Origin of the sequence: Oxynema aestuarii AP17 (assembly GCF_012295525.1) — a bacterium.
GTDB classification, from domain to species: domain Bacteria; phylum Cyanobacteriota; class Cyanobacteriia; order Cyanobacteriales; family Laspinemataceae; genus Oxynema; species Oxynema aestuarii.
Genome location: NZ_CP051167.1, coordinates 5,476,345 through 5,490,435 on the forward strand (window position 1 = coordinate 5,476,345; position 14,091 = coordinate 5,490,435).

At 55.5% G+C, this 14,091-nt stretch carries 7 protein-coding genes; 4 read left to right on the plus strand and 3 right to left on the minus strand.

Going from position 1 to position 14,091, the window contains the following annotated elements; all coding sequences use genetic code 11:
• Positions 1–95: 95 nt before the first annotated feature.
• Positions 96–1,976, plus strand: a complete 1,881-nt coding sequence (locus HCG48_RS21900; protein WP_168571071.1) for an S-layer homology domain-containing protein — start codon at positions 96–98, stop codon at positions 1,974–1,976.
• A gap of 51 nt (positions 1,977–2,027) precedes the next feature.
• The gene (locus HCG48_RS21905) at positions 2,028–3,668 is read left to right on the plus strand and encodes a trypsin-like peptidase domain-containing protein (RefSeq protein WP_168571072.1); all 1,641 of its coding nucleotides are present in this window, start codon (positions 2,028–2,030) and stop codon (positions 3,666–3,668) included.
• 79 nt (positions 3,669–3,747) lie between these two features.
• Here the strand turns inward: HCG48_RS21905 and HCG48_RS21910 are convergent, their stop codons facing one another.
• Positions 3,748–5,229, minus strand: coding sequence for a hypothetical protein (locus HCG48_RS21910; protein ID WP_168571073.1), 1,482 nt, complete (start codon positions 5,227–5,229; stop codon positions 3,748–3,750).
• Between the two features lie 202 nt (positions 5,230–5,431).
• On the minus strand, positions 5,432–5,842 hold the full coding sequence (locus HCG48_RS21915; protein ID WP_168571074.1) for a hypothetical protein: 411 nt from the start codon (positions 5,840–5,842) through the stop codon (positions 5,432–5,434).
• A 121-nt stretch (positions 5,843–5,963) separates the two neighbouring features.
• Between HCG48_RS21915 and HCG48_RS21920 the strand changes: the two genes are divergently transcribed.
• Positions 5,964–11,279 carry an nSTAND1 domain-containing NTPase gene (locus HCG48_RS21920; protein WP_168571075.1) on the plus strand — a complete coding sequence of 1,772 codons (5,316 nt, stop codon included), beginning with the start codon at positions 5,964–5,966 and terminating at the stop codon, positions 11,277–11,279.
• 738 nt (positions 11,280–12,017) lie between these two features.
• Here HCG48_RS21920 and leuC read toward each other — a convergent pair.
• Entirely contained in the window at positions 12,018–13,424 is a 1,407-nt protein-coding gene (gene leuC / locus HCG48_RS21925; RefSeq protein ID WP_168571076.1) for a 3-isopropylmalate dehydratase large subunit, read from the minus strand.
• Between the two features lie 233 nt (positions 13,425–13,657).
• Here leuC and HCG48_RS21930 point away from each other — a divergent pair, with 233 nt between their 5' ends.
• Entirely contained in the window at positions 13,658–13,945 is a 288-nt protein-coding gene (locus tag HCG48_RS21930) for a hypothetical protein (RefSeq protein ID WP_168571077.1), read from the plus strand.
• The last annotated feature ends 146 nt before the right edge of the window (positions 13,946–14,091 follow it).

Consider the following 14,091-nt stretch of genomic DNA (forward strand, 5'->3'; position numbering starts at 1 on the left):
GAACAGCTCGGCGCTCGTGTGGGGAGTTGCGATCGGAAGCCATTGTCAGCACCCCACTCTGAAGAGAAGGGCTTCCAAGTATCCAGGAGATTTACGTGAAATTTTGGTGTCAACTCCGAGCAATTTTCGCTATTTTTCCAATCCGATTCCCCGAATCGAAAGATACACCCCCACAGAGCTGGAAACGGCACGGGCGCCACGATCGCCTCGGGATCGGTGGAGTGGCGATCGCCGCGTCCGTTTTCGGTCTCGTTCCCACGACCCTCGCCCAGTCCCCCTTTTCCGACCTCGAAAATCACTGGGCGCGCCGATGTATCGTCCAACTGAACCAGCGTAATATCTTCAAAGGCGATCGCGACGGCACCTTTCGCCCCGACGACCCCATCACCCGAGTTGAATTGGCGGCGGCGATCGCCCGCGCCTTTCCCAACCGCGAAGCCGTGCGCGATTCCGTCCAGTTTATCGATCTGCCCAGCGACTATTGGGCCAGGGAGATCGTCGATTACGTCTACACCAGTGGCTTTCTCTCCGGCTATTCCGGGCGCTTGTTCAATCCCACCCAAACGATCCCGCGCTTGCAAGTCTTAGTGGCGATCGCCAGTGGACTGCGCTATCCGGCGCCCGCCAACGCGCCAGCAATTTTACAAGCCAGTTTGCGGGATGCGGCAGCGATTCCCGACTACGCCCACAGCGCGATCGCCGCCGGAATCGAACGAGGCATCGTCATTAACTACCCCGATCCGGCCACACTCAATCCCGACCGGAACGCCACCCGGGCCGAAGCCGCCTCCTTTATTTGTCAAGCGCAATCGGAGTTAAGCGGGTTGGCCCTCGTCCCCCAGGAGTATATCGCCAAAGCGGATGGGGTGGCGGTGGCGAGGAGTGAGGGAGAAGCGCCGACGGAGTCGGAAGCGCCCCGGGAGTCGGAAGCGCCCCGGGAGTCGGAAGCGCCGACGGAATCGGAAGCGCCCCGGGAGATTGCGGCGATCGAGAGCCGATGGCGCAGTGCGGTGCTCACCGATATTCTCAACTTTCAACCTGCGGGAATTACGCCGGAGTCGCAAGTCGAACGATGTCGCGACGACGGGAGTGGATCGCGAGTGTGCGAGGAGGTCGCGGCGCGGATGGATGCCTTTTCCGTGGCGATCGCCCCGGGGGGGCGCCTGCTGGCGAGCGGACATGGCGGTCCGGAGCGATCGCCGATTAAACTCTGGGATCTGACGACGGGGAAACTGCTACGCACTTTAGAAACTCAAAGCAGTCGGGTTCAGACCCTGGCGATCGCCCCGGACGGTCAAACCTTAGTCAGTGGCAGTTTGGACGGCACGATCGCCATTTGGAATCTCGAAACGGGCGCCGCGATCGATCGTTTTCGGGCCCACGGAGAACAAGTCACCGATTTAGGGATAAGTGCGGACGGCGAAACCTTGGTTAGCAGTGGGGGCGATCGCCTGGTCAAGGTCTGGAATCTCGACCGTAGGGAGTTAATCCGCACCTTAAGCGGACATCAGGGGTCGGTTTGGTCCGTGGCGATCGCCCCCGACGGCGAAACCCTGGTCAGCAGCAGCGATGACGGCAGGGTCAACCTCTGGCGGTTGGCGACCGGGGAATTAGTGCGATCGCTCGTCGCCGATAGCGGCCCGGTTCGCAGTGTGGCCCTCAGTCCGGATCGGCGCACTTTGGCGATCGCCGCAGACCAAACGATTCGGTTGTGGGATGTGGAAACGGGCAATCCCACGGAAACGATCGCCCGCCATCCCGATGCGAGTTTTGCCGATTTGGCCTTTTCTCAAGATGGAGAAATTTTAGTCAGTCGCAGTTGGGAGGGGGAAGTGAGTGCGGTGCGGGTCTGGGATCTCACAAACGGAGGACTGTTGCATTTCTTTCCCACCGAGACCCGGGCGATCGCCTTGAGTTCCGATGGAGGGACGATCGTCAGTGCGGGTTGGGATATCCGGGTGTGGCGAATTCCGTAAGCATTTGATCGGGGCGATCTCGTTGGATGAATCTCCTGTAGGGTATTTGACATGCAGTGGTTGAAATGGATATTAGGCGGGGCGACTCGCTCTCGTCGCCAGGGACGGCTCGGATTCGGCGTCGGAACCGGGGCGATCGCGTTATCGATGGCATTGATGCCCGTGGGGTTGCCCCCGGTGCGGGCGATCGCCGCCGAACCGCCGACCCCGAATCCGGTACTGAGTGAGAGCCAGATCGCGCGGATTGCGGAAGACGTGACCGTGGCGATCGCGGGCGGCAATTTGGGGACCGGGGCGATCGTCGATCGTTCCGGGGATGTTTATACTGTGTTGACGACAAACGCGGTGTTAGCCGGGGGAGAAAGCTATCAAGTGAGAACGGCGGACGGTCGGCGTCATCCGGTGGCGGCGAGTTCGGTCAAACGCTTCCCCCTGGTGGATTTGGCGACGATCGCCTTTACCAGCGAGGTCGATTATCCGGTGGCGACCTTCGGGCCGTCGGAGGGCGATCGCCTGTACTTGTCGGCTACGGCCCCGGAAGGCCCGACCTTAGTCGCCCGGGCGGATCGTTTCAACTATCCGACGGTCAATTTATCCGCAGGCTACGGGTTGATTTATACCAGTCCGTTGCAACCGACTACCCAGGGGGGCGTGTTGTTCGATCCGTGGGGTCGGGTCGTGGCGATACGCGGTCAGTTCGATCGCGACGGAACCCCGGTCAACGGGGCGATCTCCATCGAGCAGTTTTTGGAGTTAGCCCCCCGGGTCGGCTTGAATTTGGGCTGGCGGGGGATGGTGCGATCGAATTGGATTCGCGTGGGTCAGACGATCGCGGCGATCGCCCTCAGTTCGGACGGGGCGATCGTGGCGAACGATGCCGGGTACGACGCCATCCAACTGTGGGAAGTGAGAAGCGGCAAGCTGTTAGGGACGCTTTCGGGGCACGGCAGAACCGTCAGTAGCTTGGCGATGTCGCCCGATCGCCGATGGTTGGTCAGTGGCAGTGACGACGGGGTGCGGGTTTGGGATTGGCGGTCCGGTCGGATCGCGCGATCGATCGCGATCGATCGCGCCCGGGAGAACGGCCCGATCGCAGATCTGGCGATCCTCCCACCGAGTCGCGACCCGACCGCCCCGGACGATCTCACGTTGGTGACGGCGAGTGGGTTTGGAGTGCGCTTGTGGAATCTCGAAACCGGGGAATTACTCGATACTTTGGAAGGGTCGGCGGGGGCCGAGGCGATCGCGATCGCTGCCGACGGTCGCACGTTAGCAAGCGCCCATCAAGACAATACGGTTAAAATTTGGACTGTCGATTCCGGGGAGTTGTTATCGACTTTGAACGCCGAAACCCCGGAATATCCAATGGAAGCGGTGGCGATCGATCGCGCCGGGGAAACCGTGGCAGGCGGGACGTATGGCGAATTTAAGATGTGGGATTTGCAACGGGGAATTCGCAAGTTGACCGTTCGCGGTCATGGGGAGAAGGCTTTGATACGTGCATTGGCGTTCAGTCCCGACGGTCGGGCGATCGCCTCGGCGAGTGACGATGGCGTCAAGATTTGGAGTTTGCCTCAAGGGCAGCTTTTACGCCACCTCCACCGTCCCGCGATCGATCTCGTTTTCGGTCCCGACGGTCGCACTTTAATGGTCGGCGGTAGCGACATCGAGACCTGGCAAATCCCGTTTTAGTTGGGTAAATGTGCGGTTGAAGTGCGGGGAAATCTAGGGTTTTGAAGGCGGCGATCGCCGTCTGCAAGGGAAGTACGTATCAACGAGGCCGCCGTTCCCAGAGGGCAAGTGCGATCGCCGTCAGCCCCGCAAAGGCGAATGCAACCCCCAGACAATAGACGCCGGAAATCACCGGACGCAACCACAGGGAAGGTAACCCGGGGATTCGATCTACGATCGCCCCGATCGGATGCTGTCGCAATTGTGCGATCGAAATTGCCTCATTTGAGGTCGGAAACTGCCCGGAAATCGAAGCGGCTGCAGAACCTGCCCCCAAGCCGACTCCAACAATGGCGACGGTGTTTTGGAAGTTGCGATCGCGCCGGGAACGGTCGATTTCGACGATCGCCCACGTGGTTTCGATCGACGCTTCTAATGTCTTTAATGTCGAACTAAAATAATCCCTTTCTTTATTCATTTGTAGCAAATAACGATCGCGTACCCTCTCCCCAAATCGATCGAGAAAGGTTAAGTCAAACGGGGTGCGTTCCTCTGCAACAGTTGGGCTGAATTTTTGAGTTAAAAGATCGGCGATCGCCTGCACCCTTAGTTGATAGTCATGTAAATTAATTTCAATCGTGGTAATTTGGTCATTTAAACTCCCTAAATCGATCGTATAGTCGGGTAAAATTTTTCGGGTGCGATCGAGGGTGCGTTGCAGTTTTTTAAACGCTCTAGTTTTTAAATTAGAATTGCGAATGTCCTGTAAACATTCCCGAATGGCGATCGCGTCCTCTTTCAGCCACTGTTTTAAACTCCGACTTTGGCCGTAACTAAACAAAATTTTAGCCCGATAATGAAATAAACTCATCCATTCAAAATTTAATAATGTTGCCGCCCTTTTGGCGATATTTTCAGTGGGATATAAAATAATGACCACATGTTCGCCCTCTTGAATCGATCCGTCGAGACTGCGCCGTGACCCCCGGGTCTTCCGATTCTCTGTAGAACTGTTTTCTTTTAAAACAATGCGATGGGAACTCAGCTCAAAAAAGTGGGTATTGAAAATACAAGTTCTGCCCTGTAAATCCTCGTCCCATTCCCGACAGGGCAACAAAGAACGATAGCAGATTTTAGCAATTTCTTCCGGGCTTTGTTCGTCTGGATAGGCTAATTGTCCGTAAATTACCCAGCTTCTCCCTAATGAGGGTTTTTCTGAGTTCAGCCGCTTTTCAATATCTTGATTCAGGGATCTAATCGACTTAGCAGCATAGGACTTCTGGCGATCGGCGATCGAGCAACTTAATAATAATCCGTAGGTATCATTTAAGCGAATGGGGTAGTAATATCCCTCATGGGGAGGGTCTGTATTCGTTTGAAATTTAACAATTTGTTGTTGTCCGAAAAGTTCGGTAAAGTCAGATTCAAATTGAGGGTCGCGCTGAAGGTTAGATCTTAACTTTTCTGGAAGCTTCTTTTTAAAGGTTTCCCAATTTTTTTCTGATTCTTCTGATGTTTGTCCTAAGGTATCGCGTAAATCGTATAAGTACAGATCGAGGGTTAAAAAAATTAAATCACTCATGGTTCAAAAAAATATTGCCATACAGTAGCCATATATAGCAATCTTAAAGGATTTATAACCGAAGTAGGGAGCAAGATGCTCCCACTCCCAAGGGGTTCGAGTGGCTCGCCCTGACTCGACTGATTTAGGAATGACGAAGGAAAAGTGAATAGTAACTTTTCCCTTTTCCCTTTTCCCTTTTCATTTTCCTCTTACTCAGAGGTTACAATAGGGGAGTTGGCGGAAGTTCCCAATATTTATCTAAACCTTCAATTTTTTTGGCCGTCTTTTGTGGCTTGTCGCTGGTTAAAATAAGAACCATTAAATTGCCGATCTCGTTAAGATTGTTTCTCGGCTTACCGCCAAAATAACCTTTGGCTTTAACCTCGATGCTCAATTGTTGTTCGAGTGTAGCTTCGTCGGGGAGATAATCGTCCGGGAGATCGAGGCGATCGAGTTGGGTCAGGGCTTCTTGATATAAAGCCGTTAATGCCGTGTGAGTCGTCAAGAGATCGTCGATCGCCGTGTCAATGTCTTCGAGATCCGGGGGGTCTTCGTTGAGTAAGTCGCCGAGATTTTCTAATGTATCGAGGCTGTCGGCGTCGAGGTCGCTATCGAATCTGTATAGCGCCATCAAGAGAGCGAGTAAACTTTTATCAAGAGAGGCGATTGCCATCGTCAAACCTGGCTATACTACTAAAAATATGGGGCGATCGGGGTCAATTCTATCTCGTTTAATTATAGCCATTTTTGCCATGAAGCGAGCTTTAGTCGTTGGGATTAACAATTATCGGCATTTAAAAAACCTGCGAACCCCCGCCAATGATGCCAATGCATTAGCCCGACGACTGCGAGAAATTGGCTTTGACGATATCCGGGGACTCCCTGTAGTCTCGACCCTGGAAGCATGGCAGGTGGATGCGGGGGAAGACGCTGAAAAGCCGAAACAATTGTGCCATGATGAATTAGAACGGGCGATCGATTGGTTATTTGCGATCGATGATAATAGCAACATCCCGGAAACTGCCCTGCTGTTTTTTGCCGGACATGGGTTGCGACAGGTGAAAGGTCGCTTCACCCAAGGATTTCTAGCCACCAGTCGCGCCAACCCCGAGAATAACAGCACCGAGAAATGGGGGGTATCCCTGTCATACTTGCGGCAAGTTTTAGAACACAGTCCCGTCAAACAGCAAATCGCGATCCTCGACTGCTGCCATTCCGGGGAACTCTTCAATTATAAAGAAGCAGACCCGGGACAATCGGAACGAGTGACGCGCTGTTTGATATCCGCTTGTGGCGCGCCGGAATTGGCGTATGAGTCCACCACAGCCGAACATAGCGTATTCGCCGAGGCATTATTGCAAGGGTTGCAGCAGGAGGGCGTCGTGAGTACCGTCACCCTCTCTCACTATCTCATCCAAGCGTTAGAACCTTGCGGGCAAACCCCAAAAGCTATCAACCGCGACGGCGAGATTATCTTAATCGACCCGGACAAAGAACCGTTACGGGAACGCGAGAAAGCGGTGGTGACGGGGAAAAATCCCTATAAAGGATTGGCCGCCTTTCAAAAAGAAGACGCCCCCTATTTCTTCGGTCGCCAGAAACTGACGAAAACCTTAGTCAATCGCATCCATGACGATTCATTTTTGGCAGTATTGGGGATTTCTGGCAGTGGGAAATCCTCGGTGGTCAGGGCCGGATTAATTCCCGAATTGGAGAAAGGAGATCGCTTCCCCGACACCCAATCCTGGAAAATTTACGACCCCTTCAAACCCGGAGACGACCCCCTAGAGAGTTTAGCCCGCGTCTTGGTAGACGAACGCCATTCCTTGGAACAGGTTAACGCCGAACTCGCCCAAGGGGCCGAAGGCTTACAACGGCTGATTGCCGAAACCGAAGCCCCGGCGGTGGTGTTGGTCGTAGATCAATTCGAGCAAATTTTTACCCAACGTCAAAGTCACGCCAAACGCCAACAATTTTTGGATTGTTTATTGGGGGCATTAAACCATTGTAGGGGCGATTCGCGAATCGCCCCTACACCAGGGGCAATTCAAACCCGACACACCCCCCACATCGACTCCGACCCCCCCCTTTCCAAGGGGGGCCGGGGGGGATACTCCCCCTCCCTACGGGTCGTAATCACCATGCGGGCGGATTTTGTCGGGGAATGTGCCGAATATCCCCAACTGGCGCAACTCATCGAAACGAATAATAAAATTGTTGGCCAAATGCAGGAGGCGGAGTTACGCGAAGCCATTGCTAAACCCGCCGAGAAAGAAGGATGGACCATCCCAGAAGACCTGCAAAACGAGATAGTGAAAGACGTGCAGCAGTCCCCGGGAAGCTTGCCCTTATTGCAATACCTCCTGTACGAACTGTGGGATTGGAGAGATCGCGGTTTGAAGGTGAAAACCTACCAAGACATGGGCGGCGTACTCGGAACCCTACAAACGCAAGCGGATAAGGTTTATAACTCCCTCGACCCAGAAGAACAGACCGTCGCCAAGAGCATCTTCCTCGAACTCACCCAACTGGTGGAAGAGGACAAACCCACCTGCAGACAAGTCCGCAAAACCCGGTTAACCGACTTACCCCCCTCCCCAGAAAAAGTAGAAACCGTACTGGCGAAATTAGAAGACGCCCGCTTAATCGTCACCGGCGAACTGCAAGCCAGAGGGAACAACGGGGATAAAATCAAGGTAGTGGATGTCGCCCACGAAGCGCTGATTCGCAACTGGAATACCTTAAAGCAGTGGCTAGGCGAAAACCGGCAAATCAAGCGTCAAAGAGACGAACTCAAAGACAAAGCGCAAGATTGGGAAAACAAAGGCAAACGCCGAGAGGGGTTGTTGCGGGGGATAGATTTATCTGATGCAGAGGCATTTGTGCGACGCTATGGGGAAACCGGAATCGCACTAGAGTACGTGCAGAAAAGTATCCGCCAGCAACGCATCACCCACATTCTCAGTATTGGCACCGTCGCCACCGTGTTGACCGTCGTCACCGGACTCTGGCTGAATGCCCAACGCCAAGCCACCATCGCCAACTTGCGGGCTAAAGCAGCCCAGGCGCAACAGTTGCTGACCACTTCCCAACCGTTAGGGGGATTAGTGCTGGCGATACAGGCGACGGGAGAGAGTCAAGACCAATTGGGGCGAGTGATGAGTTCGGTGCAAAGTAGCTTGCGCGCCAGCATTCAAACCCCCGGAGAACAAAATCGCTTCCAAGGCCATCAGGATTGGGTCGTGGCCGTGGCCTTCAGCCCCGACGGCGAGACCGTCGTCAGTGGCAGTGCGGACAACACCCTGCGCTTGTGGACCCGCCAGGGGGAACCCATCGGCGAACCCTGGCGCGGCCATCAGAATTCGGTCGTGGCCGTGGCCTTCAGCCCCGACGGCGAGACCGTCGTCAGTGGCAGTGCGGACAACACCCTGCGCTTGTGGACCCGCCAGGGGGAACCCATCGGCGAACCCTGGCGCGGCCATCAGAATTCGGTCTGGGCCGTGGCCTTCAGCCCCGACGGCGAGACCGTCGTCAGTGGCAGTGCGGACAACACCCTGCGCTTGTGGACCCGCCAGGGGGAACCCATCGGCGAACCCTGGCGCGGCCATCAGAATTGGGTCGTGGCCGTCGCCTTCAGCCCCGACGGCGAGACCGTCGTCAGTGGCAGTGCGGACAACACCCTGCGCTTGTGGACCCGCCAGGGGGAACCCATCGGCGAACCCTGGCGCGGCCATCAGAATTGGGTCGTGGCCGTCGCCTTCAGCCCCGACGGCGAGACCGTCGTCAGTGGCAGTAGGGACGGTACCCTGCGCTTGTGGACCCGCCAGGGGGAACCCATCGGCGAACCCTGGCGCGGCCATCAGAATTCGGTCGGGGCCGTGGCCTTCAGCCCCGACGGCGAGACCGTCGTCAGTGGCAGTGCGGACAACACCCTGCGCTTGTGGACCCGCCAGGGGGAACCCATCGGCGAACCCTGGCGCGGCCATCAGGATTGGGTCTGGGCCGTGGCCTTCAGCCCCGACGGCGAGACCGTCGTCAGTGGCAGTGCGGACAACACCCTGCGCTTGTGGACCCGCCAGGGGGAACCCATCGGCGAACCCTGGCGCGGCCATCAGAATTCGGTCTGGGCCGTGGCCTTCAGCCCCGACGGCGAGACCGTCGTCAGTGGCAGTGCGGACAACACCCTGCGCTTGTGGACCCGCCAGGGGGAACCCATCGGCGAACCCTGGCGCGGCCATCAGAATTCGGTCGTGGCCGTCGCCTTCAGCCCCGACGGCGAGACCGTCGTCAGTGGCAGTAGGGACGGTACCCTGCGCTTGTGGACCCGCCAGGGGGAACCCATCGGCGAACCCTGGCGCGGCCATCAGAATTCGGTCTGGGCCGTGGCCTTCAGCCCCGACGGCGAGACCGTCGTCAGTGGCAGTGCGGACAACACCGTGCGCTTGTGGACCCGCCAGGGGGAACCCATCGGCGAACCCTGGCGCGGCCATCAGAATTGGGTCGGGGCCGTCGCCTTCAGCCCCGACGGGGAGACCGTCGTCAGTGGCAGTAGGGACGGTACCCTGCGCTTGTGGACCCGCCAGGGGGAACCCATCGGCGAACCCTGGCGCGGCCATCAGAATTGGGTCGGGGCCGTCGCCTTCAGCCCCGACGGGGAGACCGTCGTCAGTGGCAGTAGGGACGGTACCCTGCGCTTGTGGACCCGCCAGGGGGAACCCATCGGCGAACCCTGGCGCGGCCATCAGAATTCGGTCTGGGCCGTGGCCTTCAGCCCCGACGGCGAGACCGTCGTCAGTGGCAGTGCGGACAACACCCTGCGCTTGTGGCACGCGGGGGATTGGAAAATTTGGCTGCAAATGGCCTGCAATCAGTTACAGTATCATCCGGTCCTGGTCCACCCGCAAACCGACATCGCCCGGGATGCTGGCAAAACCTGTCAGAAATATGCCTGGAGTCCCACCGAGTCGGCAGATTTTCTCGTCCGTCACGGCAAGGCTATCGCCCGGGATGGCGATTTCTCGGGGGCCGTGACTCAGTTCAACCGCGCCTTGAAACTGGACGACTCTCTCGACCTCGACCCGGAATCGGAAGCCAGAGAACTTGCCGTCCCCGCCTTGATAGCACAAGGGGAAGAGTTAGCCCGGGAAGCCCAAGTAGAGGAAGCGAGAGCGAAATTCCAACAAGCGGTGAAACTGGACGAGACCCTCGACCTCGACCCGGAAGCGGAAGCCATCGAAATTGCCACCTCTACGTTAGTGAAACAAGGGGAACAACTCGCCGGGGAGGGTCAAGTTGACGAAGCTGTGGCCAAATTCCAACAGGCGGTGACTGTGGACGAGACTCTCGACCTCGACCCGGAAGCGAAAGCCACGGAACTCGGCGTCCCCGTTTTAGTGGCACAAGGCAAAGAACTCGCCGGGGAGGGTAAAGTTGACGAAGCTGCGGAAAAATTCCAAGCCGCGTTGAAATGGGATGAAACCCTGAAACTAGACCCGAAATCGGAAGCAACACAAATTGCCGCGTCCGCATTAGTGGAACAAGGGAAACAACTCGCCCGCGAGGGTCGGGTGGATGCAGCGATAGAGAAATTCCAGCAAGCGTTGAAACTGGACGACTCCCTCGACCTCGACCCGGAAGCGGATGCGAGACAACTGGCGGCGGCTGCTTGGGTGGACAAGGCGAAGCAATTCGCGGCAGACCGAAAGTATAAAGCGGCGATTGAGGCTTATACCGAAGCGGAGAAACTCGATCCCAATTTAGAAATTTCTGCCCGAACTTGGAATAACCTGTGTTGGTATGGCAGCTTGCGCGGTGAGGCCGAGGCGGCGCTGGCAGCCTGCGAAAACGCCGTGCAATTAGCACCGAACGATGCCAACCCTCGCGGCAATCTGGGCATCGCCAAAGCCCTCACGGGAGATACGGAAGGGGCGATTCAAGCGTTTGAAAATTTCATCGAATTAAGTGAGAATGAAGGAGTTCAAGAAGTTGTGCAGGGATATATCGATACCTTGCGCGCCGGGGAAAATCCGTTTACCGAGGAGGAGATTAAACGCTTGTTGGGTGAATGATTTGGTGGGATGGGAAATTATAGTCATTTCAATTTAGATTGAGACAGATTCTGGCATTTACAGCGCCTTTAAGAGTGAGTTGACCCACACCCTGTAGAGGTGATTCGCGAATCACCTCTACACAGATATTGTGTCTCATTCTTATTTGAAACCACAATAACTGACGTTCGTTGATGCTTGCCGTTATTATTGCCGTCAATTTAGATTGCGACAGATTCTGGCATTTACAGCGCCTTTAAGAGTGAGTTTACCCACACCCTGTAGAGGTGATTCGCGAATCACCTCTACACAGATATTGTGTCTCATTCTTATTTGAAACCACAATAACTGACGTTCGTTGATGCTTGCCGTTATTATTGCCGTCAATTTAGATTGAGACAGATTCTGGCATTTACAGCGCCTTTAAGAGTGAGTTTACCCACACCCTGTAGAGGTGATTCGCGAATCACCTCTACACAGATATTGTGTCTCATTCTTATTTGAAACCACAATAACTGACGTTCGTTGATGCTTGCCGTTATTATTGCCGTCAATTTAGATTGAGACAGATTCTGGCATTTACAGCGCCTTTAAGAGTGAGTTGACCCACACCCTGTAGAGGTGATTCGCGAATCACCTCTACACAGATATTGTGTCTCATTCTTATTTGAAACCACAATATGTTTTCCCAATGGGATCTCCCCTATGTGGGGTCTTGAATTGGGTGCCTTGGAATCAGGACACGGCAATGCCGTGTCTCTACGGGAGCAACTCGCGGACATCAGCCACCTTGCCATTCACTGCCGCCGCGACGACCATCGCCGGACTCATCAGCAAGGTTCGACCTTCGGAGGATCCTTGCCGCCCTTTAAAGTTGCGGTTGGACGAGGAGGCACTGATTTGATCGCCTTGCAGCTTGTCCGGATTCATGGCCAAACACATCGAACAGCCGGGATTGCGCCATTCAAATCCCGCTTCTACGAAGATTTTGTCGAGTCCTTCGGCTTCCGCTTCTTTTTTAATCTGCTCCGAGGCGGGAACGACAAACGCTTTGATGCCCGTGGAAACCTGGCGGCCTTTCGCAAATTTGGCGGCTTCGCGCAGGTCGCTCAAGCGTCCGTTGGTGCAACTGCCGATAAAGCAAACATCGACTTTGGTGCCTTTAATCGGGTCGCCGGGTTGCAGTTTCATGTAGCGGTAGGCTTCTTCGGCGATCGCCCGTTCGCTATCGGGCAAGCTGTCCGGGGTCGGGATGCTCTCGTCTACGCCGATGCCTTGACCCGGGGTAATTCCCCAGGTGACTGTGGGCGGAATCTCGGCGGCATCGAAAACCACCACATCGTCATATTCGGCGTCGGTATCGCTGCGAATGTTTTCCCACCAAGTGACGGCCTTTTCCCAGTCGTCCCCTTTGGGGGCGAATTCCCGGTCTTTGAGGTAGTCGTAGGTGACGCGATCGGGGTTGATGTAGCCACATCGGGCGCCCCCTTCGATCGACATGTTGCAAACGGTCATCCGTTCTTCCATCGACATCTGCTCGAAGGTGCTGCCCGCGTATTCGTAGGCGTAGCCGACGCCGCCTTTAACGCCGAGTTTGCGAATGATGTGCAGGATAACGTCTTTGGCGTAAACTCCCGGGCGCAGGGTGCCGTTGACCTCGATGCGGCGAACTTTGAGTTTGGACAGGGCGAGGGTTTGTGAGGCGAGAACGTCGCGCACTTGGCTGGTGCCGATGCCGAAGGCGATCGCCCCAAAGGCGCCGTGAGTGGAGGTGTGAGAGTCTCCACAGGCGATCGTCATCCCCGGTTGGGTCAGTCCGAGTTCGGGGGCGATCGCGTGGACGATGCCCTGGCGCCCGGAGCCGACGTTATAGAAGGTAATTTGATGCTCTTGGCAGCTCTTTTCCAAGGCTTGCATCATCTCTTCCGCCAGGGTATCGGCAAAGGGACGGGCTTGGTTTTCAGTCGGGACGATGTGATCCACCGTGGCGACGGTCCGTTCGGGAAACAGCACCTTCAGTCCCCGTTCGCGAATCATGGCGAAGGCTTGGGGGCTGGTAACTTCGTGGATGAGGTGCAGCCCGATGAACAGTTGGGTTTGACCGGACGCGAGGGTGCCGACTGTATGCAAATCCCAAACTTTATCGAAAAGGGTCCCCTTACTCATAGACTTTATTGCTCGTCGTCGATCGTGCAGTTTTCTATGATAACTCGTTTGCGGGCTTCTTTTGCACCAGGTTCCCCCGTCGGCGATCGCTTCGCGACGCCGTTAGCGAAGCGACTCCGCAGGCGTAGCCGCCCCGAAGGGGCTAGGAGTTAGGCGGATCGCCGGGGAGCCGTTTCGACAGTTTTTAAATTGATTGATATTATGCTACGTTTTGTATATAACTTAATATATATATGTCTATTTTCGTCAAGCCGACAAAGGCGATCGCCCTCGACACGGACAAACATCGAGGCTACAACAGAAATATTGGGATGTACGAATTGGGTCGATCGCTACTTTTGAACTCATTTGACAAGATTGAAATCGCCATGCCATTGGGAATTTACGCATCGCCAGCTTTTTTCGTTCGCGCCAGTCTGCACCAACCTCAGCAAATTTACGGTGATTTTTGGCAGGCATATAAAAATCGTGTTAGCATGATGGGGGGTCAAGCCCCTCAGTCGTCTTACTATTTTCAGTAAAACGACTGAGAAGGCCATTATTTCTTTTCTTTTGATTGCTTTGGGATGTTTTTGAGGTTCCAAAATCTTTGAGAAAACGCAACTCGACCGGGGTCTGACTGCATCCCCGGGTTTGCTTCTCAACCGATCGCCATAATTAGGTTTCT

Bases quoted from the DNA above. Each gene is read 5' to 3' on its own strand.
- HCG48_RS21905 (WP_168571072.1), top strand. From the start codon at position 2,028: ATGCAGTGGTTGAAATGGATATTAGGCGGGGCGACTCGCTCTCGTCGC.
- HCG48_RS21910 (WP_168571073.1), bottom strand. From the start codon at position 5,229: ATGAGTGATTTAATTTTTTTAACCCTCGATCTGTACTTATACGATTTA.
- HCG48_RS21915 (WP_168571074.1), bottom strand. From the start codon at position 5,842: ATGGCGCTATACAGATTCGATAGCGACCTCGACGCCGACAGCCTCGAT.
- HCG48_RS21920 (WP_168571075.1), top strand. From the start codon at position 5,964: ATGAAGCGAGCTTTAGTCGTTGGGATTAACAATTATCGGCATTTAAAA.
- leuC (WP_168571076.1), bottom strand. From the start codon at position 13,424: ATGAGTAAGGGGACCCTTTTCGATAAAGTTTGGGATTTGCATACAGTC.
- HCG48_RS21930 (WP_168571077.1), top strand. From the start codon at position 13,658: ATGTCTATTTTCGTCAAGCCGACAAAGGCGATCGCCCTCGACACGGAC.